Raw genomic sequence first — 21,704 nt, 5'->3', positions numbered from 1 at the left:
AAACAAGGTTCGCTTGCCAGTCAACTGGAAGCAACAAACATCAGGGAGATTTATCTTGATCAAGAAAACTGGGCTTATCCAGCTATTGATTGCCAGCGGCATCGCACTCACGGCCGGCCTCACTTATGCAGCCGAAGAAGCCGCAAACGCGCCTCTGACAGCAGAGGAGCTAGACCAACAAGAACGCATCAAGGCGCGCAAGGCGGAAATTGCAGCCGAGGCGGCACTCGCGAAAAAAGCGGAAAAAGGCTACTGGGTTGCTCCGCGCGCCTATGGCACCCAGCGCGAAAGCGAGCCCCCTAGATTCACCAAGCCTATCAACCAGACCTGGCTCAAGGAATATACCGACATCGACTGGCTGGACGTCGGCGCCGACTACCGGTTCCGTTATGAAAACCGGGAAAATGACTTCCGCCGCGGAGTCAATGTGACGGACGAACCATTCCTGCTTCGCTCTCGCATCTACCTTGCAGTGCGCAACAAATTTGATCCTTTGAGATTCACACTCGAACTGGAAGACGATCGCCGCAACCATAGCCATTTCGCCCGCGACAACCGGGATGTCGACCTGGCCGAGCCGATCCAGCTATATGGCGAGCTGTTCTTCAAGGACGGACTGGGCAAGGACGATCTCGGGAACGACCGCCCCATCAGCATCAAGGCCGGCCGCATGGCGTTCGAGCAGCTTGACCGCCGCCTGATCGCCCGTAACGAATGGCGCAACACGACCAATACATTCCAGGGCGTTCGTGCCACTTTCGGCCAGCACAAGAACGACTGGGAGCTGGACCTGTTTGCGTTGCAGCCTATCGTGCGCTTCACCGAGCAGCTCAACCAGCGCGACAAGGCGCAATGGTTCTATGGCGCCGTCTTCGATTGGCGCAAGTGGTCCGATATCGTGACGCTTTCCCCATCCTACTTTTACCTCAAGCAGGATGGCGATGAAGTCAAATACAATGCTTCCGGCGCCAGGGTCACTAATATCAACGACTTCAAGGATCGGGAAATACACACTGCCGGCCTGCGCGGTTATGGCGTAGTCGGCAAGACCGGCTTCGACTACGATGTCAGCTACTACCGCCAATGGGGCGAGGAAGACGTGACGCCGACCACCAAGCGCGACCACCGCGCCTACTCCTACATCGCTGAAGTCGGCTATACCGCCGACCACGCCTGGAAACCGCGCTTCAGCGCCAATTATGGTGTAGCGAGCGGCAACAAGGCCTCCACCACCGGCACCCAGGAACGCTTCGACCGCCTGTTCGGCTTTGCGCGCCCATGGTCGAGCAATGATTACATCCAGATGGAAAATATCAATGCCACCAAGATCCGCGCCGAGTTCACCCCATATACCGGTGTCAACATCGATACCGGCTACAGCTGGTACAAGCTGGATAGCGCCACCGACCGCTGGGGTGCGGGCAACAATCTGGTCAACACCGGCACCAACCAAGACAGGGATCTGGGCGAGGAATGGGATATTCGCGTCAGATTCCCGATTGTGAAGCAGGTCAGTGGCAATGTGGGTTATGCCTACTTCAAGGGCGGTGACTTCGTGAAGAACAATACGGGAGACCGCAAAGACACCTCCAACTTCTTCTATGTCGAGTTGACGGTCAGCGCCTTCTAGTTCGCCTTTTCCTGTATACCTCCATTTTCAACCGGGATCGCCATGGGCTTTCCCGGTTTTTTTACGCCTATCGATATTCAAAAAAACGATAAAATTATAAAAACAAATTATTTTTAACTATTTAATAACCTTGCTACAGTTCACCCATTCATTGAACACTGCCAAGGGCAAACGTATGTCACAAGAACCAAAATTGAAAACCAGCAACGAGGTGATTCAGGAAATCCTGCGCTCCATCGACCTGCTGCGTTTTGGCTCCATCGAGATCACCGTCCACGATGGCCGCGTCACCCAGATCGAGCGCCGGGAAAAAGTACGCTTCAACAATGACACGCCAAAAACCAAGCCAGCCTTGCAAAGCGCTGTTAACCACTAAGTAAATATAAAAAAGGATTTTGCATGCACCGTTTTATTCCCCGCCTTTCCGGCTTGATCGCCATCGCGGCATTGGGCAGCTCGCTCTCTGCATTAGCGGCCGATGTCACACTGCTGAATGTCTCATATGACCCGACGCGCGAGCTCTACCAAGAGTACAACAATGTCTTTGCAAAATACTGGCAGGCCAAGACAGGTGACAAAGTCACCATCAAGACTTCCCATGGCGGCTCCGGCAAGCAGGCCCGCGCCGTCATCGACGGCCTGCAGGCCGACGTGGTCACGCTAGCGCTTGCCTACGATGTCGATGCGCTGCAGGAAAAAGCCAAGCTGATCCCCAAGGACTGGATCAAGCGCCTGCCGGACAACAGCTCCCCTTACACCTCCACCATCGTGTTCCTGGTGCGCAAGGGCAACCCCAAGAACATCAAGGATTGGGACGACCTCGCCAAGCCCGGCATCAAGGTGATTACCCCCAACCCCAAGACTTCCGGCGGTGCGCGCTGGAATTACCTGGCAGCCTGGGCTTACGGCCAGAAGAAATTCAACAACGATGAATCCAAGACCCGCGAATTCATCGGCAAGATTCTCAAGAACGTGCCGGTGCTGGACTCCGGCGCCCGCGGCTCGACAACCACCTTCGTGGAACGCGGGATCGGCGATGTCCTGCTGGCATGGGAAAACGAAGCCTTCCTGGCGCAGAAGGAACTAGGCCCGGACAAATTCGAGATCGTCGCCCCGTCGCTGTCCATCCTGGCCGAGCCCTCCGTCTCGGTAGTGGACAAGGTGGCCGACAAGCGCGGCACCCGCAAGGTGGCAGAAGCCTACCTGGAGCATCTGTACAGCGAGGAAGGCCAGGAGATTGCAGCGAAGAACTACTACCGGCCGCGCCTCGAAAGCGTCGCCAAGAAGTATGAAAAGTTCTTCCCCAAGCTGAGCCTGGTCACCATCGACTCGGCATTCGGCGGCTGGCAAAAGGCGCAGAAAACGCACTTTGCCGACGGCGGTACCTTCGACCAGATCTATCAGCAATAAATTAACGATTCATTGATTAACAGGCAGCGCCGAGCACAATTTGGCGCTGCCAGCAGCTAAAGGAGACTCTCATCATGAGTACTGCGTTAATTGTAGGCGGCGACCAGATTGAAGGCATCAAGCAAGAGCTGTCCAACTTCGGTGTCACGCATATCAACCACTGGTCGGGGCGCAAGGTCGGCGACGGCAAGAAAGTCATTCCGCACGATACCGACCTGATCGTGTTGGTCACCGACTGGATCAGCCATACATTCACCCACAAGATCAAGCAAAGCGCAGCCAAGCGCGGCGTGCGAATTGTTTACACGCCGAATGGTCCAACAGCATTGCGCACCCGCTTGAAGCAACTGAACCCCGACTACGTCGCGGAGGGAGAGTGTAGCGAAGACACGCAAGCCAGTGCTCAATGGCAAGACCGTCTCTCACTGAATTAACCTGTACTCAAGCAGTTGATGTAGCAAAAGGAGTTTTATCATGGCAATTCATGCAATTAACGTCCGCAACCAGTTCCGTGGCCGGATCAAGGAAATCGTGCTGGGCCCGGTGGTTTCCGAGGTCGATGTGGAAACCCCGGTGGGGATCGTCACTTCCGTCATTACCACGCGTTCTGTCAATGAGCTGAACCTGCAGGTCGGCACGGAAGTGCTGGCGCTGATCAAGGCGACCGAGGTTTCCCTCGCCAAGGTATAAGCTGCCAGCACCTTGTTAAACAACAAAAAGGCCAGGAATATTCCTGGCCTTTTTACTTGCTGCAAGCTGGCTAGACGTTGCGTTCAGCGTTTTGCGGAGGCCAACTTGAGCAGCACGCCCTGCAGGACATCCACTTCGGCATAGGTATTGTAGAAAGCCAGCGACGGCCTGACCGTGGTTTCCACGCCGAAGCGCCGCAGTATCGGTTGCGCGCAATGGTGGCCAGAGCGCACCGCAATACCTTCTTGGTTCAACGCCGCCCCGACTTCTTCGCTCTTGTAGCCGTGCAGGTTGAACGACAACACGCTGGCCTTGTGCTGGGCGGTACCGATCAAGCGCAAACCCGGCACCTTCTCCAGCGCAGCGGTCGCATAGACCAGCAGCTCATGCTCGTAACGCGCAATGTTCTCTATGCCCAGTCGCTCCACGTACTCGAGCGCAGCCCCCATGCCTATCGCATCGGCGATATTGCCGGTACCGGCCTCGAACTTGGCGGGAGCGCCGTGATATACCGTCTTCTCGAAGGTGACGTCCTGTATCATGTTGCCGCCGCCTTGCCAGACGGGCATGTCGTCCAGCACCTCAGCCTTGCCGTACAACGCGCCGATGCCGGTCGGGCCAAAGATCTTGTGGCCGGAGAACACCAGGAAATCGCAATCCAGGGATTGCACGTCGGTACGCATGTGCGAGACCGATTGCGCGCCGTCCAACAGCACCTTGGCGCCAACCGCATGCGCCATGGCGATCATCTCCCTTGCCGGCGTCACGGTGCCGAGGGCATTGGAGACCTGGGTGAAGGAAACCAGCTTGGTGCGCGAAGTCAGCAATTTCTGATATTCATCGAGCAGCACCTGCCCGCTATCGTCCACCGGCACCACTTTGAGCTTGGCTCCGGTTTCCTGGCACAGCTGCTGCCAGGGCACGATATTGGCGTGGTGCTCCAGGTTGGTGACGACCACTTCGTCGCCCTCGCCCAGGTGCTTCCTGCCCCAGGTCTTGGCCACCAGGTTGATCGCCTCGGTCGTGCCGCGCACAAACACTATATTTTCCACCGTAGGCGCATTGATGAAACGGCGTACCGTTTCGCGCGCGCCTTCATAGGCATCCGTCGCGCGGGCCGCCAGTTCATGGGCTGCGCGATGGATGTTGGAATTCTCGTGCTGGTAGAAATAGGACAGGCGGTCGATCACCGCTTGCGGCTTCTGTGTCGTCGCAGCATTATCCAGCCAAATCAACGGCCTGCCGTTCACCAGCTCGCGCAGGATAGGGAAATCCTTGCGCACCAGGTTGACGTCGAACGGCGGGTGGGCCGAACCTGACACCTCCGGTATGCCGGGTCGCTCCGCGACAAAATAGTAAGGCGAAGCCTTGCTGGCGGCCGACTTTCCCAAGCCATGCGGGCTATTGGCGGGCGAAGCCAGCAGCCCTTGCAGGTCCACTGGATACGGAATATCTACGCCGCCAAGCAGGCTGCTGATATCCAGCCCTGGGAAGACAGGCGCAGGCCCGACGGCCTCAACCCGCTCCTGGCTGAATTCCGGCGGCAGTTGGGACGGCGATACGCCGAGGCTGGGGGTCGCGATCTGCGCAAGCTCGATGCCGGGGACGACATTGGCCGCAGCGGGCGCACCCGTCGGCAATGCAGACACCGCGGAAGGGGCCGGCGGCACTGGCGCTCCTATCCCCGGGCTCCCGGCGGCATACGGCGCAGCGGAATCCGTGAGCGATGCCGTGGAAGGCAGCTCTGGCGCGCCATGCGGAAAACCTTCCGCATAGATTCCATTGGCAATGCGGGTCAGCTCGTCAATATCCAGGTGCCCGTTTGCCTGCGCCTCCCGCCCCACCGCAATGGCCGCGGCCATGCGCGGATGCTCGCCTGGCAATGCTGCCAGGATGGCTTCGGGTTCAAATGATGACAGGTCGTTAATGTTACTTGTAGTCATAGTAGTTGCCTACGTCGACATTCTCGAGCACGGCAATCGCATCTTCGGTCAGTACCGCCAGCGAGCAATAAAGGGAAACCAGGTAGGAAGCAATCGCCTTGTGATTGATGCCCATGAAGCGGACGGACAGCCCCATGCTTTGCTGGCCTGGCAGGTTGGGCTGGTACAGGCCCACTACGCCTTGGCGGCTTTCACCGGTACGCAGCAGCAGGATGTTGGTCTTGCCCTTGGTCACGCGCAGCTTGTCGCACGGGATGATGGGGATGCCGCGCCAGGTGATGAACTGGGAGCCGAACAGGCTGACAGTCGGCGGCGGCACGCCGCGGCGCGTGCACTCGCGGCCGAAGGCTGCAATCGCCTGCGGATGCGCGAGGAAGAACGCCGGCTCCTTCCACACGCGGGAAATCAGCTCGTCGAAATCGTCCGGCGTAGGGGAGCCGCTGCGGGACTTGACCTTCTGTCCGGCTGCGATGTTGTGCAGCAAGCCATATTCCTTGTTATTGATCAGCTCGCTTTCCTGACGCTCCTTCACCGTCTCGATGGTCAGGCGCAACTGCTCGCGGATCTGGTTGTGCGGGCTGCTGTAGAGGTCGGAAATGCGGGTATGCACGTCCACCACGGTATTCACGGCATTCAGCACATACTCGCGGCCCCATTCTTCGTAATCCACGAAAGTGGCGGGCAGTTCGCGCTCGTCCTTGTTGGAGCAATCCACCTCGACATGGTGGTTGTCCTTGACCTTGTTGACGCGGTAGATGCCCGCCTCCACCGGCACCCATTGCAGCAGGTGCACCAGCCAGCGCGGCGTGATGGCGCCCAGCATGGGCACGGTCTTGGTGGCATTCGCCAGCGTACGGGCAGCGACGTCTCCCAGGGCGGTATGCGCTTGATGAATGTCTGACATGAAAATCTCTCCTTTAAAGTTACCGTTCAATTCGGCGGATCAGGGCCGCCATTGCTACTTGCTGATCAATCCTACTGATGAGTTGCAGTGCCGTTGCCCTGGCCTGCAGGCGCGCCTTCCCTCATCTGCGCCTGGGTGATATTGCTGTTGGGTGGGACGCTGTACGTGAGCCAGACGTTGCCCCCGATCACCGAGCCGCGACCTATGGTAATGCGGCCCAGGATCGTGGCCCCGGCGTAGATCACGACATCGTCCTCGACAATCGGGTGGCGCGCATTGCCCTTCACCAGGCTGCCATCGGCATCCACAGGGAAGCGCTTGGCGCCCAGCGTGACCGCCTGGTAGAGCCGCACATGGCGGCCAATGATGCTGGTCTCCCCGATGACGACGCCCGTGCCGTGGTCAATGAAGAAGCCCTCGCTGATCTGGGCGCCGGGATGAATATCGATCCCCGTGGCGGAATGGGCAATTTCAGTGATCATGCGGGCAATCAACGGCACGCCCAGCTGGTGCAGCACATGGGCAATACGGTAATGGATGATGGCGTTGATTCCCGGGTAGCACACCAGCACTTCGTCCACGCTACGCGCCGCCGGGTCGCCCTCATAAGCTGCGCGGATGTCGCTGTCGAGCAAATGCCGGACGGCTGGCAACTGGGCAGCGAATTCACGCACCAAGGCGGTCGCGCGCGCTTTCGCATCCTCGGCCTGTCCGGCCTCTGCAACGAAGCTCAGCTCCAGCCGCACCTGGGCGACAAGTTCCCGCAATGCCACATCCAGCGTATGGCCCACGAAATAGTCGATGCCCTCTTCCCGCAGGTCCGGCAAACCGAGACGGTTGGGAAACAGGGCGGCGCCCAGCCCTTCCACAACCTCGGCAAGCGCCTTGCGCGCAGGGAGCTTGGGAGGACGGTTCAGCCGGTTGCGGTGCTCCAGCGCAGTCAGCCTGACTTCGCGCAGTTGGGTGACAATCTGGCTGATCCCCAGTTCATCCCCGAACTCAGCATTTTTTTCATGTTGACTCATCAATTGCCGCCCAAAATTGACCTTGTAAAAACAAAAAAGCCAGCACCTCTCAAGAAGAAGTGCTGGCTTCCGGTTGTCCGGTCAGCTCACGCTAACGATATATTGTGACGATGCATCCAAAGTACATCCTCGTCATAAATGGTCGCTGTCCATTGGTCATGGTGCAACAAACACTGCAATAATGGAAGATTATCACATATTCGAATTAATTCTATACATATAAGTAAAAAATATATGTGAAGGTTTAAGTACAAAATAACGAATCAATTTAATTATATTCCACTATATTCTTTTACATTATTTCCAAAGCCTCCTATAGTGCACTCCATCGTCTCTCAATCCCTCTAGAGGTCTCAATGCTACAAAAAATATTGGCTATCAGCCTATTGGCCGCGGCGGGCCTGGCTCATGCCGACACTACCTTGCTGAACGTTTCCTACGACGTGACACGTGAGTTCTATAAAGACTTCAATCCTGCCTTCAGCAAGTACTGGAAGCAGAAAACCGGGGAATCCGTCACCATCAACCAATCCCATGGCGGTTCGAGCAAGCAGGCCAGGTCCGTTGCGGACGGCTTGCAGGCGGACGTCATCTCCATGAACCAGAGCAACGATATCGACATCCTCTTCGAGCGCGGCAAGCTGATCCCTGCTGATTGGCAGAAGCGCCTGCCCAATGCCAGCTCGCCCACCACGTCGACCACCGTCTTCCTCGTCCGCAAAGGCAACCCCAAGAACATCAAGGACTGGGACGACCTGGTCAAGCCCGGGATCGGGGTGGTCATCCCCAACCCCAAGACCTCCGGCAACGGTCGCTATAGCTATCTTGCCGCCTGGGGTGCCGTCATCAAGAAAGGCGGCGACGAAGCCAAGGCGCGCGATTTCGTCACCAAGCTGTTCAAGAACGTGCCGGTGCTGGACGCGGGCGGCCGCGGCGCAACCACGACTTTCGTGCAGCGCGGCATTGGCGACGTATTGCTGACATTCGAAAACGAAGTCTTCCTCATCAACAAGGAGCTGGGGAACAACAACTTCGACGTGGTCTACCCATCCTCCAGCATTTTGGCGGAAAACCCGGTTTCCCTGGTCGACAAGGTGGTGGACAAGCGCAAGACGCGCCAAGTGGCACAAGCCTATCTGGAATTCCATTATTCGCCGGAAGGACAGGAAATCGCCGCCCGCCATTACCTGCGCCCGCGCTCGGCCGAAGTCCTGGCGGCCCACAAGGCCGACTTCAAGCCGTTGCAATTGTTTACCGTGGATGACACCTTCGGCGGATGGCAGAAAGCCCAGAAAACGCATTTTGCCGACGGCGGAATATTCGACCAGATTTACGTGAACAAATAAGCAGCCAGCCATGACGACAAAGAACACAGCCCCCACTTCCGCTGCCATCGAGCAGCTCAAGTCCCAATTGCGGGAATCCCTCTACCTTGATCTCGACGAGTACGGGCTGGAAGAACAATCCTCGGGAGAGTTCAACAGCACCTTCCTGGGCTTGCAGCTCAACAGCGCCTTCCAGCCTATCTACGATAGCGAGGCCGGGGACTTGTTCGGCCACGAAGCCTTCATCCGCCCATCGCTCGGCGGCCAGCAGGGCATCAGCCCCGAATTCGCCTTCAGCTTTGCCGGGCAGGTAGGCAAGCTGGTGAAGTTCGACCGCGTGGTGCGCACGCTGCACGTGCTCAACTTCCGCCAGATCTATGCGGAAAACGGCCTGCTGTTCCTCAACGTGCACCCCAACCTGCTGATTAGCGTCAATGCGCACGGCAAGGTGTTCGAGCGCATCCTGCACTCGAACTCCGTACCGACCAACCGCGTGGTCATCGAGATACAGGAAAGCGTCGTCGAACACGAGAACCAACTGGCGGACGCCATCGAGAATTACACGGAACGCGGATACCGCATCGCCATCGGCAACTTCGGCAACAAGCACTCCCACCTGGAGCGGCTGTGGAAACTCTCGCCCGAGTTCGTGAAGCTGGATACCAGCCTGATCAAGGAAGCCGAGCGCAACCCGCGCGTACGCAAGATCCTGCCCCGCTTGATCCAGCTGGTGCACGACATCGGCGCACAACCGGTGATTACCGGCATCGAATCGCAGGCCGGCCTGGAAATCGCCATCGAGTCGGGCAGCACGTTGCTGCAAGGCTATTTCCTCGGCAGGCCGGCCACCGCCAAGGAACTACAGCCTGCCGAGGCCTTGAAGCCCGCGCTGCGCCTGAACAAGCGGGCCGCAGCATAACGGCGCGGCCCATAGAAAAATAACGTCGGGGCATATCATTATAAAAACATATTATTTTTGCCCGGCAGTCGCTTCTGCTACATTGCACCAGCCCAATTCCAGCCAAACAAACTAAACTCACAATATGGCAAAAAAACACAAACCGCATAACGTGCTGCCCGGCTTCAACCTCTCTCTCGGCTATACGTTGTTATACCTGAGCCTGATCGTCTTGATTCCATTGTCGGCCGCCTTCTTCAAAACCACCGAACTAAGCTTCGGTGAATTCTGGCACACCGTCACCACGCCGAGGGTCATCGCCTCGTATAAGCTCACCTTCGGGGCATCCCTGTTCGCCGCCATCATCAATGCGGTTTTTGGCTTGCTGACCGCATGGGTGCTGACGCGCTACACATTTCCAGGAAAAAAGCTGGTCGACGCACTGGTCGACTTGCCGTTCGCCCTGCCTACCGCGGTGGCAGGCATTGCGCTCACCGCGGTCTACTCGGCCAACGGCTGGATCGGCAGCTTGCTCGAACCTTACGGCCTGAAAGTGGCGTTTACCCCGCTAGGCGTCGTCGTGGCGCTCACATTCATCGGACTGCCGTTCGTCGTCCGCACCGTGCAGCCCGTGCTCGAGGACCTGGAGGCGGAAACCGAGGAAGCCGCCGCCAGCCTGGGGGCCAACCGCTGGCAAACCTTTCACCGCGTCATTCTGCCCGCGCTCTGGCCCGCCCTGCTCACCGGCTTCGCGCTCGCCTTTGCCCGCGCGATTGGCGAATATGGCTCCGTCATCTTCATTGCAGGCAACATGCCGATGATCTCCGAGATCACCCCGCTGATCATCATCACCAAGCTGGAACAGTATGACTACACCGGCGCTACCGCGGTCGCGGTGGTCATGCTCGTCATCTCCTTCCTGCTATTGCTCACCATTAACGGCCTGCAATGGTGGAGCAGCCGCCGCAACAGCGCATCGCGATAGGAACACAATAATTATGTCAACCACCGTTTCCCAACTCGCTCACTACAACGCCAAGGTAGCGCGCAGCCGCGCCACCTCCGAGCCCACCTGGGTTCGCTGGGCCCTGATCATCTCGGCCCTGTTGTTCCTCAGCCTGTTCCTGTTCATTCCCCTGGCTGCCGTGTTCACCGAGGCGTTGCGCAAGGGCTTCGAAACCTACATCGCCGCACTGGTGGAGCCCGATGCCGTATCCGCCATCAAGCTCACCCTGATCGCCGCCGCCATCTCATTGCCGCTCAACCTGGTATTCGGCATCGCAGCAGCCTGGGCGATCGCCAAGTTCGAGTTCAAGGGCAAAAGCATCCTCATCACCCTGATCGACCTGCCGTTTGCCGTTTCCCCGGTCATTGCGGGCCTGATCTATGTGCTGATCTTCGGCCTGCAAGGCTGGTTCGGCGAATGGCTGATCGACCATGACCTCAAGGTGATTTTCGCCATCCCGGGCATCGTGCTGGCCACGATCTTCGTCACCTTCCCGTTCATCGCGCGCGAGCTGATCCCGCTCATGCAGGCGCAAGGCAAGGAAGAGGAAGAGGCAGGCCTGGTGCTGGGCGCGTCAGGCTGGCAGATCCTCTGGCACATCACCCTGCCCAATATCAAATGGGGCCTGCTGTACGGCGTGATCCTCACCAATGCCCGCGCCATGGGCGAGTTCGGCGCGGTCTCGGTAGTGTCGGGCCACATCCGCGGGCTCACCAACACCATGCCGCTGCATGTGGAAATCCTCTATAACGAGTACAACTATGCAGCTGCGTTTGCCGTGGCATCGCTGCTGGCTTTCCTTGCGCTCATCACGCTGGCGCTCAAGTCGTATATCGAATGGCAAAGCAGCCGTAATGCCAGCGCGCGTGAAAAAGCCTCTGACCAATAACATATAAACAGCATACCTGTCACAAGGATGACATCATGAGTATTGAAATCCGCAACATCAAAAAAGAATTCGGCAGCTTTACCGCACTGGGGGACGTCAGCCTCGACGTGCCAAGCGGCGAACTGGTCGCCCTGCTCGGCCCTTCGGGATGCGGCAAGACCACGCTGCTGCGCATCATCGCCGGACTGGAGTCCCCCGATGCCGGCAGCATCCACTTTCACGGCGAGGAAGCAACCAACCGCGACGTACGCGAACGCCAGGTCGGCTTCGTTTTCCAGCATTACGCCCTGTTCCGCCACATGACCGTGTTCGAGAACGTCGCGTTCGGCCTGCGGGTCAGGCCCAAGAAAACGCGTCCGAGTGAAGCCGAAATCCACCGGCGGGTGCACCAGCTATTGAGCCTTGTACAACTCGACTGGCTGGCCGACCGCTACCCGCCACAGCTTTCCGGCGGCCAGCGCCAACGCATCGCGCTCGCCCGGGCACTCGCTGTCGAACCCAAGGTACTGCTACTGGACGAGCCCTTCGGCGCATTGGACGCCAAGGTACGCAAGGACTTGCGCCGCTGGCTGCGCCGCCTGCATGACGAACTTCACATCACCAGCGTATTCGTCACGCACGACCAGGAAGAAGCCCTGGAAGTCGCGGACCGCATCGTCGTCATGAACCAGGGCAAGATCGAGCAAATCGGCTCCCCGCAGGAAGTGTACGACAACCCGTCCTCGCCGTTCGTCTATAAATTCCTCGGCAACGTCAACCAGTTCCATAGCCGCGTCGACCAGGGCCAGGCCCATATCGGCAACATCACGCTCAGCCTGGATGAGCACCATGCCGTGCAAAACAGCAATGCGCTCGCCTACGTGCGCCCGCACGACATCGACATCTACACAGAACCGAATGGCAACCCGGCATTGCAGGCCGTCGTCAGCTACATCCACGCGGCCGGCCCGTTGGTGCGTCTGGAACTGCAACCCGTGAACGATGCCGACCTCATCGAAGCGGAAATCACGCGCGAGCGTTTCCGGGAACTAGCGATTGGCCAAGGTAGCCAAGTATTCCTAAAACCAAGAAGTGTTCGAGTATTCCCGCAAGAGAATAAAAATTAAGCCGGAGCCATTCATGGCCGCGTCCAAATTATCCTCATCCAGCTTGTATTCAGAAAATGGACGCAGTAAGCTAGAACTGTTGCAGGTGAGTTGTGGAAATTTTCGGAGTCCACAAACTTGAACGGTTCTCGACTCGTTGATGGATGGAGGGACGTCCGGCCTCCCGCCTGCAGCAAAATAATTTTGTGAATGCTATTTTCTGCTGGTGGCTTTCTAGTATGCGAAATACTAGAAGGCTTTCATACCAAACTCGGCGACGCTCACGTGAGCGAAGTTACGGATCGTTGTAGCTCCCTCTCTCACCCCGGATGACTTACAATCCTCAGAAGGTTTGAATCGGCCAGAGTTTAATAGACACTTTTTAGCCTCATAATACTCACAGAGGAGAGCATTATGAGCACGGTCCGATTTACAGAAGAATTCAAACTCGAAGCGGTGAAACAAATCACCGAGCACCAGCGTCCGGTGGCCGATGTGGCCAAGCGGCTTGGTGTATCGACCCACAGCCTGTATGCATGGGTCAAGCGGTACAGCAAGTCGGCACCGCAGCGTGAGCAAGATTGCAGTGAGGCCGCTGAGCTTCGACGCCTGCGTGCTGAGGTAAAACGTCTGACCGAAGAGCGCGACATATTAAAAAAAGCCGCCGCGTACTTTGCCAAGGAGTCCGGATAAAGTACGCGTTCATTGAGCAATATGCGACTCAATATCCCGTGCGCAGGCTCTGTAAAGTGCTCGAGGTTCACCCCAGCGGCTATTACGCCTGGAGGCGCAATCCCTATAGCCAGCGCCATCATGAAGACCTGCGCTTGCTGGAGCTGATGAAGCCCTCCTGGCTTGAGAGTGGCCGAGTGTACGGGTATCGTAAAGTGCACCACGACTTGCTGGCCCTGGGAGAATCCTGTAGCCGGCATCGTGTCGCGCGGTTGATGCGTAGCCGTGGCTGGCGTGCCCAGGTTGGCTATCGTCGCCGTCCCGGATTCCATAGTGGTGCCGTGCATAACGTGGCGGCCAACATCCTGGACCGTCAATTTAATGTGGCCGCGCCCAATATCGCATGGGTAACTGATATTACCTACATCCGCACGCATGAAGGCTGGCTCTATCTGGCTGTGGTTGTCGACCTGTTCTCGCGCCAGGTAGTCGGATGGTCGATGGATGCCCGCATGAGTAAAGACGTGGTTCTACAAGCATTATTGGCAGCGGTCTGGCGGCGCAAACCCAAACAAAGCGTGATGGTGCATTCTGACCAGGGGAGCCAATTTACCAGCTACGAATGGGCCGCCTTTCTGGCTTCCCATAATTTACAACCCAGCATGAGCCGACGCGGAAACTGCCATGACAACGCTGTCGCAGAAAGCTTTTTTCAGTTGCTCAAGCGCGAACGCATCAGGCGCAGAATTTATCCCACCAGGGAGCTGGCACGCCAGGATATCTTTGACTACATCGAAATGTTCTACAACCCGATTCGTCGGCATAGTCACGCCGCGAACCTTTCCCCAGTAAACTACGAACGGCAATACTTTTCTGAGGCAACAAACTGTCTATAAAAGACTGGCCGATTCAAACCGGGATAATGCCTTGCTATAGTCACCACGTTTATTGCGCTGGGCATCCGGGAATTCGCTGACAACCATTTCCGCGGCAGTACGATACTGCTTTTCCTGCATCAACCGTTTAGTACCAGCCAAGCCTTTCTTGACCGCGCCGCCTTCCTTGTCACTCTCGGCCGCTTTTTCTTCTGCCTTGCTCAGCCAATGAAAACCACGGTGTTTACAGATGTGATAGATGACTCGCGCCCACTCTTCTGGCTCCAGCTTCCTGTCCAGCGCAGCGACGCGCAGCCGCCAAAGATCAGGCGTCTTGAATCCTGCAAGCGGCGCTTGCTTTAGCACGCTCACGTCATGTATCAAGCCTTCACGCTTCAACAATCGGGCAAGTTTCGTCAATCGCCATGCCCTTCGCCGCAAGCGGCGACGCAATAATCTAGCCATCCGCCGAGCAAGATTTAATGACTCCCCTTTATCCGCGGTTTCCGCCTTATCAAAGCAGCGCACCCCGAGATCAATAATGCGGTTTTCTCCCAGAACAGCCCAGCCAACCGACGCAATCCCGATATCCAGCCCGAATACCAAAGGCCCTAAATTCTTCTTGTTTTGCATGCCGAAGTCCCCTATCATTTGTCCCGTTGTAGTCATCCGGGGTGAGAGCCGTTGCTACAATAAGAACTTAATTGTTCGTATCCGCCCGGCGTAGCAATACGCCGGGCTTTCTATTTTTAATCATGAATATAACCAAAATTATTCACGCTGCATACTCATACTGAACAATGATGGATGAGCCTATAAAATGCGACATACGATATAATTCTTGCATTCTGAACATTCAACTAGACGCCTAGGCTCTACCTCTAAATGATCAAAAAACTGCTGCAACGCGTTTTTAAATCCCCCAAAAAACCTGCCTCCTCCAGTACGGTCCGTCCTCAGGGCAACACCGAGCGCATTCCTGCCAAGGTGCACCGCATAGACCGCAAGCTCATCAGCAATGCAGCGATCAAGACTACTGACGGCTTGCAAAAGGCGGGCTTCGAGGCATTCATCGTGGGCGGCGCGGTGCGCGACCTCCTGCTAAAGCAGCGCCCCAAGGATTTCGATGTCGCGACCAATGCCACGCCTGAACAGGTCAACCGCATTTTCCGCCGCTCGCGCATCATTGGGCGGCGTTTCCGCCTGGTGCATGTGATGTTCGGGGATGAGACCATTGAGGTTTCCACCTTCCGCGGCAGCCATCTGGCGGAACAAGGGGATGCCAAGGTCACGGACAGCGGTCGCATCCTGCGCGACAATGTGTTCGGCAGCCAGGAGGAGGACGCGGCGCGGCGCGACTTCACCGCCAACGCGCTCTATTACGATCCGTCGACCGAAGAGGTGCTGGATTTCCATCATGGCGTAGCCGACATCCAGGCCGGCGTGTTGCGCATGATCGGCGACCCGGTCACGCGCTACCGCGAGGACCCGGTACGCATGCTGCGCGCTGTGCGCCTTTCGGCAAAACTCGGCCTGAAACTGGATGCGGCAACAGAACGGCCGATTTCCGAATTGGCCGAGCTGCTGCATGACGTGCCGCCTTCGCGGCTGTTCGATGAAATGCTCAAGCTATTCCTATCCGGCCATGCGATTGAGAGCGCCAACGCCTTGCGCCAGCACGGGCTGCACCATGGCTTGCTGCCGTTGCTGGACGTGGTGCTCGAACAGCCGATGGGCGAGCGTTTCGTCAGGCTGGCATTGAAGAACACCGATGAGCGCGTACTCGCGGACAAGCCGGTTTCGCCCGGCTTTCTGTTCGCCACCCTGTTGTGGCACGAGGTGCTGCTGGCCTGGAAGAAGTTCGAGCAGCAAGGCAACAAGCCCATCCCGGCATTGCATATGGCGATGGACGAGGTTTGCGACATCCAGGCCGAGAAAATGGCCATCCACAAGCGCTACAGCGTGACGATGCGCGAAATTTGGGGTTTGCAACCCCGCTTCGAGCAGCGCGCGGGCAAGCGCCCCTACAGCCTGCTGGAAAGCCCGCGCTACCGTGCCGGCTACGATTTCCTGCTGTTGCGCTGCGAATCAGGCGAACTGCCCGCCGACATCGGCCAATGGTGGACTGAGTTTGCCAACGCCGACGGCGAGAAACGCCAGGCCATGCTGCTGCCCGACACCGCCCCGCGCAAACGCAGGCGCCGCCGCACCAAGAAGCCAGCCTCGGCCGCAACAGAGGAGTAATCATGGCGCGCGCCTATATCGCCTTGGGCAGCAACCTGCGCGATCCCGCCCAAGAAGTCAGGCAAGCCATGGCAGAGCTTGCCACGCTGCCGGGAACCCGCCTGGTGCGGCCTTCTTCACTCTACCGTACAGCGCCTGTCGGTTACGACAACCAGCCCGACTTCATCAATGCCGTCGCCGAAATAGAAACCAGCCTGGAGCCTATCGCACTATTGCATGCCATCCTCGGCCTGGAAAACCAGCATGGCAGGGAACGCCCTTTTCCCAACGCGCCCCGGGTGCTGGACCTGGACCTGTTGCTGTATGATGAAGTGACCATGAATAGCGCCGAATTGACACTGCCGCATCCACGCATGCACCAGCGCGGCTTTGTATTGCTGCCGCTGGCGGAAATTGCGCCGGAACTGCATATTGCCGGCCAGGGCAAAGTGGCAGACCTGGCAGCGCAATGCGCGGACCAGGGAGTGGCATTGTGGCAGGAGGACAATGCATGAGCATTTTCGACCGCTTCCACTACATCGTCGTCGAAGGCCCCATCGGTAGCGGCAAGACCACGCTCGCGCATAAGCTGGCCGATATGTTCCCGGTCAACCTGCTGCTGGAAAATGCTGGCGCCAATCCTTTCCTGCCCAAGTTCTACCAGGATGCGCCGCGCTACGCCCTGCCGACGCAGATGTTCTTCCTGTTCCAGCGCGTGGAGCAGATCCGCGACCTCAGCCAGCGCGACATGTTCAACCAGGCGACAATTGCGGATTTCTTCCTGGAAAAAGACCCGTTGTTCGCGCGCTTGAACCTCAACGACGAGGAATATGCGCTCTACCGCCAGATGTACAAGCACCTGCATGTGCAGGTGCCCACACCCGACCTCGTGATCTACCTGCAATCCCCGGTGGAAACGCTGCACGAGCGCGTGAACCAGCGCGGAACCGCCTATGAGCAGGAAATTTCGCGCGAATACCTCGCCCGCCTGTCGGATGCGTACAGCAACTTCTTCCATCAATACGACGGCGCCCCCGTGCTCATCGTCAACAACGAAAAACTCGACATCACCGAAAAGGAAGGCGCCATCCAGATGCTGCTGGATCGCATCATGCAAATGCGCGGCCGCCGCGAGTTTTTCAACCCCAACCTGGAATAAGGAGCCTGTTCGGCATGAACCTCCTGGCATTGCAACAGATGAAAGCGCGCGGCGAGAAAATCGCCGTGCTGACCAGCTACGACGCCAGCTTCGCGGCGCTCAGCGACAAGGCCGGCGTTGAGGTGCTGCTGGTCGGCGACTCGCTGGGCATGACCATGCAAGGCCACGCTAACACCCTGCCCGTCTCGCTGCGCGATATGGAATATCACACGCGATGTGTCGCCAACGGCGTGCAGAACGCCTTCGTCGTCACCGACATGCCGTTCGGTAGCTTCCAGAAAAACCCCGAACAGGCCTTCGAGAACGCCGCCCTGCTGATGGCGGCGGGCGCGCAAATGGTCAAGGTCGAGGGCGGCGCCATCATGCTGGAGACCGTGCGCTTCCTGGTGGAGCGCGGCATTCCCGTATGCGGTCACCTCGGCCTGACGCCGCAATCCGTGCACCAGCTTGGCGGCTATCGCGTACAGGCCAAGGATGAGGCCGCAGCTCGCCGTTTGCTTGAGGACGCGAAAGCCCTGGCACAGGCAGGCGCTGGCATGCTGGTGCTGGAAATGGTGCCCGCAGCGCTCGCGGCCGCGGTGAGCCAGGCCGTGCAGATTCCCGTGATAGGCATTGGCGCGGGCAAATACTGCGACGGCCAGGTGCTGGTGTTGCAGGACATGCTGGGGATTTACGCGGGCAAATCGCCGCGCTTCGTGCGCAACTTCATGCAAGGCGCCGGCAGCATCGAGCAAGCGATCAGCGACTATGTCGCCGCCGTGAAGACGCAAACCTTCCCCGACACGGAACACAGCTTCGAGTAACCCATGGCGCTACAGGTAATTCCCCAGATTGCGAACCTGCGCGCGCGCCTTGCGCAGGAAGACAGCATCGCCTTCGTCCCGACCATGGGCAACCTGCATGCCGGGCATATCCACCTGGTGGAGCTTGCGCGGCAGCGTGCCGAATGCGTGGTGGCGAGCATTTTCGTCAACCCATTGCAATTCGGCGCTAACGAGGACCTAGCGAATTACCCGCGTACATTGGCGGAAGATTGCGAAAAACTGCAGGCGGCCGGCGCGGACATCGTGTTCACGCCATCCGTCGAGGAAATGTACCCCACCGAGCAAACCATGCGCATCACCCCGCCACCGATTGCGAACGAACTATGCGGCGCCGCACGGCCCGGCCACTTCGACGGCGTCGCCACTGTGGTCATGAAGCTGTTCAGCATCGTGCAGCCGCAGATTGCCGTGTTCGGCAAAAAGGATTTCCAGCAACTGTTCATCATTCGCGAGCTGGTGCGCCAGTTCAACCTGCCGATCGAGATCGTCGCGGGCGAGACCCAGCGGGAGCAAAGCGGCCTGGCCCTGAGCTCGCGCAACGGCTACCTGAACGACGGGCAGAAGCTGGAAGCGCAACGGCTCTACCGCACATTGAAGCTGATCGTCGACAATGTGCAGAAAGGCAACCGCGACTATGCCGCGATCGAGGCGCAAAGCAGCCAATACCTCACCCAGCTGGGCTGGATCGTCGATTACGTCTCCATCCGCTCCGCCGCCACGCTCATGCCGGCCAGCCCGGACGACCGCGACCTGGTGGTGCTTGCCGCGGCACGGCAGGGCAGCACCCGGCTGATCGACAATCTCGAATTTTCCGTTTGAAATAAAGCCTTCTTACAGGGCTCGGCCATAGCGTCATGCTGCCGCCTTAATCGTTGGCTATCTTGTTCTATTGGCTCCATCCATACCGCGGCCATGAACATGAAACTAACCATGTTAAATTGCACCCGTCTATTCAACTGCACCGGCCTCATAGCGCTAGCCATCCACATGGCAGGATGTCACAGCACAGCAACGACACCCTTGACCGCGGCCCACCGCATCCATTCGGCAGATGCCTTGTGGCGCATCACGCACGAGCAATGCGTGCCGCGCCAGTTGGCAGAAAACACGCCCGCGCCATGCGCCAGCGTCAACCTGGAAGATCAATACGTCATATTCAAGGACAGGCCCGTTGCAGTACCTGCTGATTCCCACTGAAAAAATCAGTGGCATGGAGTCTACTGATTTGCTCAATCCATCCACCAGCAACTTTTTTGCGCATGCCTGGCAGGAACGCCGCTGGCTGGAAGTGCTTTACGGGAAAACCATTCCTGCCGAAACGCTTTCACTCACCGTCAATGCCCAGCGTGCGCGCACGCAAAACCAGCTGCACATCCATATATCCTGCCTGAAACCTGTAGTCAGAAATCAGCTGGATTCACTCTCCGCCAAGCTGGGCTCCGAATGGCAACCCATATCGAACGGGATGAACGCCCACCAGTACTGGGCACGCACCCTAGACCTAGATGAACTCGCGCACCACAGCCCCTTTCTGCTGCTTGCCAACGGCTTGCCGCAAGCGCGCGGCCATATGGGCGAATTCGGCCTCGGGCTTGCCTCCCTGCAAAACGGCAATCTTGTGCTGCTGGCCAGCAGGCAATCCGGCTGGCTGCCTCATGCATCGATGGAGGAAATCCAGGACCATCAATGCCCACAGCTCTTCCATTGACACTCCGCAGAAAGTCACAATTAAGAAGCATTATTATTTATAATCAGCCTTTACTTGAACCCTTCCGCAACTGCCAAGCGTGCTGCAAGACACTCCCCGCCCGACCCTGCTGGCCTCGCTCACGCGACATTACGACGAGCTGGTGGACTATATCCGCCGCCGCTTCGGCGACCGCGGGTTTGCGCGCGAAATCGTGCATGATGTGTGCGTGCATATCATGGAAAAGCCAGCAATCGAGGCCAGGCAGCCGATTGCCCTGCTCAAGCGCATCTCGCACAACATGGCGGTGAATGAATGCCGCTCCGAAAGCGTGCGCACCCGCTTGATCGAATCCATGGCCGAGCTGCCGGATACCGCCAGCGTTCCCGATCATGCTGCCGCGCTGGATGCCCAGCGCGAGGTGCAACTGCTGGCGCAAGCCATCGAACAACTGCCGCCGCGCTGCAAGCAAGTGTTCATCATGCACAAGATTCATGGCTTGCCCCAATCCGAGGTGACCGCGCAACTCGGCATTTCCGTCAAGATGGTGGAGCGCCATACCCGCCTGGGGCTGGCTGCCTGCAAAAAACAACTCGGACGCGATTAAGCATCTATGTCGCAGCAAAATCCGCCGCCCGGCAAAGAACAGCACAGCGCAGAAGACGCACTGGCGCAGCACCGCGACACTCTGAAAGAACTATTCCCGCTGCCGGAAATCAAGAAGCCGCGCAAGAAGAAAACCGCCGCGAACGCAACCCTTCTGCTCGCCATGATCGCCGCAGGCTTGCTCTGGCTGGACCCGGCCTACAGGAGCGAACAGCATGCCAGCGTCATCGGGCAGCGTGCCGACATTACACTGGCGGACGGCAGCAAGCTCACGCTCAATACCGATACGCAACTGGAGGTTTCCTGGCACCTGCGCTCGCGCCGCGTGGCATTGCGCCAGGGCCAGGCGCTGTTCTCCGTCGCCAAGGCCGCATACCGGCCATTCACCGTGGCGGCGGGAAAGGCGGACATCAGGGTGGTCGGCACCGTGTTCGACGTCTATCGTCAGCAGGACCATGTGACGGTGACGGTGGAAGAAGGCAAGGTGCAGGTCACCAGCAAGGCGGCCGATGGCTATATGCGCGCCATGCTCACTGCCAACCAGCAAATCACCATGTCAGCAGACGGCGCCTTGCAACCGGCACCCGACATCAATCCTGCCAACAGTCTGGCTTGGCGGGACGGCAAACTGGTGTTTGAGCAAACACCGCTCAGCCAAGCCATCGCGGAAATCCAGCGCTACCGTCGTGAGCCTATCCGCCTGCAATCCGCAGCGCTGGGCAAACTCCGCTTCTCCGGCGTATTCGCCATCGACAATACCGACAAGCTGCTGCAATTGCTGCCGGATATCCTGCCGGTCAAGGTAAAGCAGCAAAAAGATGGCAGTTTGCTAGTTAGCGAAAAATAATCAAAA

22 protein-coding genes and 1 pseudogene are annotated in these 21,704 nt (G+C 58.1%); 19 read left to right on the top strand and 4 right to left on the bottom strand.

Annotated elements, in window-relative coordinates:
• Nucleotides 1–55: 55 nt before the first annotated feature.
• The 5 genes from ACWXTG_RS14100 (at nt 56) to ACWXTG_RS14080 (ending at nt 3,730) form a co-directional block, all read left to right on the top strand.
• Nucleotides 56–1,630, top strand: a complete 1,575-nt coding sequence (locus ACWXTG_RS14100) for an alginate export family protein (protein WP_480220259.1) — start codon at nt 56–58, stop codon at nt 1,628–1,630.
• Between the two features lie 175 nt (nt 1,631–1,805).
• A complete protein-coding gene (locus ACWXTG_RS14095) occupies nt 1,806–2,006 on the top strand; it encodes a YezD family protein (protein ID WP_407995739.1) in 201 nt (66 codons plus the stop codon).
• Nucleotides 2,007–2,029: 23 nt separating this feature from the next.
• On the top strand, nt 2,030–3,040 hold the full coding sequence (locus ACWXTG_RS14090) for a sulfate ABC transporter substrate-binding protein (RefSeq protein WP_480220258.1): 1,011 nt from the start codon (nt 2,030–2,032) through the stop codon (nt 3,038–3,040).
• A 74-nt stretch (nt 3,041–3,114) separates the two neighbouring features.
• Nucleotides 3,115–3,474 (top strand): DUF2325 domain-containing protein, encoded by a 360-nt coding sequence (locus ACWXTG_RS14085; protein ID WP_457136473.1) that lies wholly within the window; start codon nt 3,115–3,117, stop codon nt 3,472–3,474.
• Nucleotides 3,475–3,514: 40 nt separating this feature from the next.
• The gene (locus ACWXTG_RS14080) at nt 3,515–3,730 is read left to right on the top strand and encodes a TOBE domain-containing protein (RefSeq protein ID WP_309564507.1); all 216 of its coding nucleotides are present in this window, start codon (nt 3,515–3,517) and stop codon (nt 3,728–3,730) included.
• Between the two features lie 83 nt (nt 3,731–3,813).
• Here the strand turns inward: ACWXTG_RS14080 and ACWXTG_RS14075 are convergent, their stop codons facing one another.
• The 3 genes from ACWXTG_RS14075 to epsC form a co-directional block, all read right to left on the bottom strand.
• Nucleotides 3,814–5,673 carry a family 2A encapsulin nanocompartment cargo protein cysteine desulfurase gene (locus tag ACWXTG_RS14075; RefSeq protein WP_480220257.1) on the bottom strand — a complete coding sequence of 620 codons (1,860 nt, stop codon included), beginning with the start codon at nt 5,671–5,673 and terminating at the stop codon, nt 3,814–3,816.
• Nucleotides 5,660–6,577, bottom strand: coding sequence for a family 2A encapsulin nanocompartment shell protein (locus ACWXTG_RS14070; RefSeq protein ID WP_407995130.1), 918 nt, complete (start codon nt 6,575–6,577; stop codon nt 5,660–5,662). Before ACWXTG_RS14070 ends, ACWXTG_RS14075 begins: the two co-directional genes overlap by 14 nt.
• A 71-nt stretch (nt 6,578–6,648) precedes the next feature.
• Complete coding sequence (gene epsC, locus ACWXTG_RS14065; protein WP_309564504.1) at nt 6,649–7,602, bottom strand: serine O-acetyltransferase EpsC; 954 nt, start codon at nt 7,600–7,602, stop codon at nt 6,649–6,651.
• 356 nt (nt 7,603–7,958) lie between these two features.
• Here epsC and ACWXTG_RS14060 point away from each other — a divergent pair, with 356 nt between their 5' ends.
• From ACWXTG_RS14060 to ACWXTG_RS14035, 6 genes are all read left to right on the top strand, one after another.
• The gene (locus ACWXTG_RS14060) at nt 7,959–8,948 is read left to right on the top strand and encodes a sulfate ABC transporter substrate-binding protein (RefSeq protein ID WP_407995128.1); all 990 of its coding nucleotides are present in this window, start codon (nt 7,959–7,961) and stop codon (nt 8,946–8,948) included.
• A gap of 10 nt (nt 8,949–8,958) precedes the next feature.
• Entirely contained in the window at nt 8,959–9,846 is an 888-nt protein-coding gene (locus tag ACWXTG_RS14055) for an EAL domain-containing protein (RefSeq protein ID WP_309564502.1), read from the top strand.
• A 124-nt stretch (nt 9,847–9,970) separates the two neighbouring features.
• The gene (gene cysT / locus ACWXTG_RS14050; protein ID WP_407995126.1) at nt 9,971–10,810 is read left to right on the top strand and encodes a sulfate ABC transporter permease subunit CysT; all 840 of its coding nucleotides are present in this window, start codon (nt 9,971–9,973) and stop codon (nt 10,808–10,810) included.
• Nucleotides 10,811–10,823: 13 nt separating this feature from the next.
• Nucleotides 10,824–11,720, top strand: coding sequence for a sulfate ABC transporter permease subunit CysW (gene cysW / locus ACWXTG_RS14045; RefSeq protein ID WP_480220256.1), 897 nt, complete (start codon nt 10,824–10,826; stop codon nt 11,718–11,720).
• A gap of 35 nt (nt 11,721–11,755) precedes the next feature.
• On the top strand, nt 11,756–12,826 hold the full coding sequence (locus tag ACWXTG_RS14040; protein ID WP_480220255.1) for a sulfate/molybdate ABC transporter ATP-binding protein: 1,071 nt from the start codon (nt 11,756–11,758) through the stop codon (nt 12,824–12,826).
• Nucleotides 12,827–13,219: 393 nt separating this feature from the next.
• Nucleotides 13,220–14,373 (top strand): IS3 family transposase gene (locus ACWXTG_RS14035; RefSeq protein ID WP_480219770.1). Its coding sequence is split into 2 segments (ribosomal slippage): nt 13,220–13,454 and nt 13,454–14,373, totalling 1,155 coding nucleotides; the frame shifts between segments, so codons are not numbered across the junction.
• On the opposite strand, the gene cas9 is transcribed toward ACWXTG_RS14035, so the two are convergent.
• On the bottom strand, nt 14,368–14,985 hold the full coding sequence (cas9, locus tag ACWXTG_RS14030) for a type II CRISPR RNA-guided endonuclease Cas9 (RefSeq protein ID WP_480220254.1): 618 nt from the start codon (nt 14,983–14,985) through the stop codon (nt 14,368–14,370). The genes ACWXTG_RS14035 and cas9 overlap by 6 nt on opposite strands.
• A gap of 252 nt (nt 14,986–15,237) precedes the next feature.
• Between cas9 and pcnB the strand changes: the two genes are divergently transcribed.
• The 8 genes and pseudogenes from pcnB (at nt 15,238) to ACWXTG_RS13990 (ending at nt 21,698) form a co-directional block, all read left to right on the top strand.
• The gene (gene pcnB, locus ACWXTG_RS14025; protein WP_480220253.1) at nt 15,238–16,596 is read left to right on the top strand and encodes a polynucleotide adenylyltransferase PcnB; all 1,359 of its coding nucleotides are present in this window, start codon (nt 15,238–15,240) and stop codon (nt 16,594–16,596) included.
• Nucleotides 16,597–16,598: 2 nt separating this feature from the next.
• The gene (gene folK / locus ACWXTG_RS14020) at nt 16,599–17,090 is read left to right on the top strand and encodes a 2-amino-4-hydroxy-6-hydroxymethyldihydropteridine diphosphokinase (protein ID WP_480220252.1); all 492 of its coding nucleotides are present in this window, start codon (nt 16,599–16,601) and stop codon (nt 17,088–17,090) included.
• Nucleotides 17,087–17,734, top strand: a complete 648-nt coding sequence (locus ACWXTG_RS14015; protein ID WP_480220251.1) for a deoxynucleoside kinase — start codon at nt 17,087–17,089, stop codon at nt 17,732–17,734. The genes folK and ACWXTG_RS14015 overlap by 4 nt, the downstream gene beginning before the upstream one ends.
• 14 nt (nt 17,735–17,748) lie before the next feature.
• Complete coding sequence (gene panB, locus ACWXTG_RS14010) at nt 17,749–18,537, top strand: 3-methyl-2-oxobutanoate hydroxymethyltransferase (RefSeq protein ID WP_480220250.1); 789 nt, start codon at nt 17,749–17,751, stop codon at nt 18,535–18,537.
• A 3-nt stretch (nt 18,538–18,540) separates the two neighbouring features.
• Complete coding sequence (gene panC, locus ACWXTG_RS14005) at nt 18,541–19,377, top strand: pantoate--beta-alanine ligase (RefSeq protein WP_480220249.1); 837 nt, start codon at nt 18,541–18,543, stop codon at nt 19,375–19,377.
• Nucleotides 19,378–19,470: 93 nt separating this feature from the next.
• A pseudogene (locus ACWXTG_RS14000) lies at nt 19,471–20,266 on the top strand (CDP-diacylglycerol diphosphatase).
• Nucleotides 20,267–20,345: 79 nt separating this feature from the next.
• Nucleotides 20,346–20,852 carry a sigma-70 family RNA polymerase sigma factor gene (locus ACWXTG_RS13995; RefSeq protein ID WP_480220248.1) on the top strand — a complete coding sequence of 169 codons (507 nt, stop codon included), beginning with the start codon at nt 20,346–20,348 and terminating at the stop codon, nt 20,850–20,852.
• A 6-nt stretch (nt 20,853–20,858) separates the two neighbouring features.
• On the top strand, nt 20,859–21,698 hold the full coding sequence (locus ACWXTG_RS13990) for a FecR family protein (protein ID WP_480220247.1): 840 nt from the start codon (nt 20,859–20,861) through the stop codon (nt 21,696–21,698).
• Nucleotides 21,699–21,704: the final 6 nt, after the last annotated feature.

It is taken from the genome of Methylobacillus sp. DLP286 (assembly GCF_056636515.1).
The sequence above is the reverse complement of the archived record's forward strand: the minus strand, read 5'-3'. Positions and strand labels throughout refer to the sequence as shown.

Coding starts and splice junctions, on each gene's coding strand:
- ACWXTG_RS14085 (WP_457136473.1), top strand. CDS start 3,115: ATGAGTACTGCGTTAATTGTAGGCGGCGACCAGATTGAAGGCATCAAG.
- cas9 (WP_480220254.1), bottom strand. CDS start 14,985: ATGCAAAACAAGAAGAATTTAGGGCCTTTGGTATTCGGGCTGGATATC.
- ACWXTG_RS14040 (WP_480220255.1), top strand. CDS start 11,756: ATGAGTATTGAAATCCGCAACATCAAAAAAGAATTCGGCAGCTTTACC.
- ACWXTG_RS14075 (WP_480220257.1), bottom strand. CDS start 5,673: ATGACTACAAGTAACATTAACGACCTGTCATCATTTGAACCCGAAGCC.
- ACWXTG_RS14070 (WP_407995130.1), bottom strand. CDS start 6,577: ATGTCAGACATTCATCAAGCGCATACCGCCCTGGGAGACGTCGCTGCC.
- ACWXTG_RS14060 (WP_407995128.1), top strand. CDS start 7,959: ATGCTACAAAAAATATTGGCTATCAGCCTATTGGCCGCGGCGGGCCTG.
- ACWXTG_RS13990 (WP_480220247.1), top strand. CDS start 20,859: ATGTCGCAGCAAAATCCGCCGCCCGGCAAAGAACAGCACAGCGCAGAA.
- cysW (WP_480220256.1), top strand. CDS start 10,824: ATGTCAACCACCGTTTCCCAACTCGCTCACTACAACGCCAAGGTAGCG.
- pcnB (WP_480220253.1), top strand. CDS start 15,238: ATGATCAAAAAACTGCTGCAACGCGTTTTTAAATCCCCCAAAAAACCT.
- ACWXTG_RS14015 (WP_480220251.1), top strand. CDS start 17,087: ATGAGCATTTTCGACCGCTTCCACTACATCGTCGTCGAAGGCCCCATC.
- panB (WP_480220250.1), top strand. CDS start 17,749: ATGAACCTCCTGGCATTGCAACAGATGAAAGCGCGCGGCGAGAAAATC.
- ACWXTG_RS14095 (WP_407995739.1), top strand. CDS start 1,806: ATGTCACAAGAACCAAAATTGAAAACCAGCAACGAGGTGATTCAGGAA.
- panC (WP_480220249.1), top strand. CDS start 18,541: ATGGCGCTACAGGTAATTCCCCAGATTGCGAACCTGCGCGCGCGCCTT.
- folK (WP_480220252.1), top strand. CDS start 16,599: ATGGCGCGCGCCTATATCGCCTTGGGCAGCAACCTGCGCGATCCCGCC.
- cysT (WP_407995126.1), top strand. CDS start 9,971: ATGGCAAAAAAACACAAACCGCATAACGTGCTGCCCGGCTTCAACCTC.
- ACWXTG_RS14080 (WP_309564507.1), top strand. CDS start 3,515: ATGGCAATTCATGCAATTAACGTCCGCAACCAGTTCCGTGGCCGGATC.
- ACWXTG_RS14055 (WP_309564502.1), top strand. CDS start 8,959: ATGACGACAAAGAACACAGCCCCCACTTCCGCTGCCATCGAGCAGCTC.
- ACWXTG_RS14090 (WP_480220258.1), top strand. CDS start 2,030: ATGCACCGTTTTATTCCCCGCCTTTCCGGCTTGATCGCCATCGCGGCA.
- epsC (WP_309564504.1), bottom strand. CDS start 7,602: ATGAGTCAACATGAAAAAAATGCTGAGTTCGGGGATGAACTGGGGATC.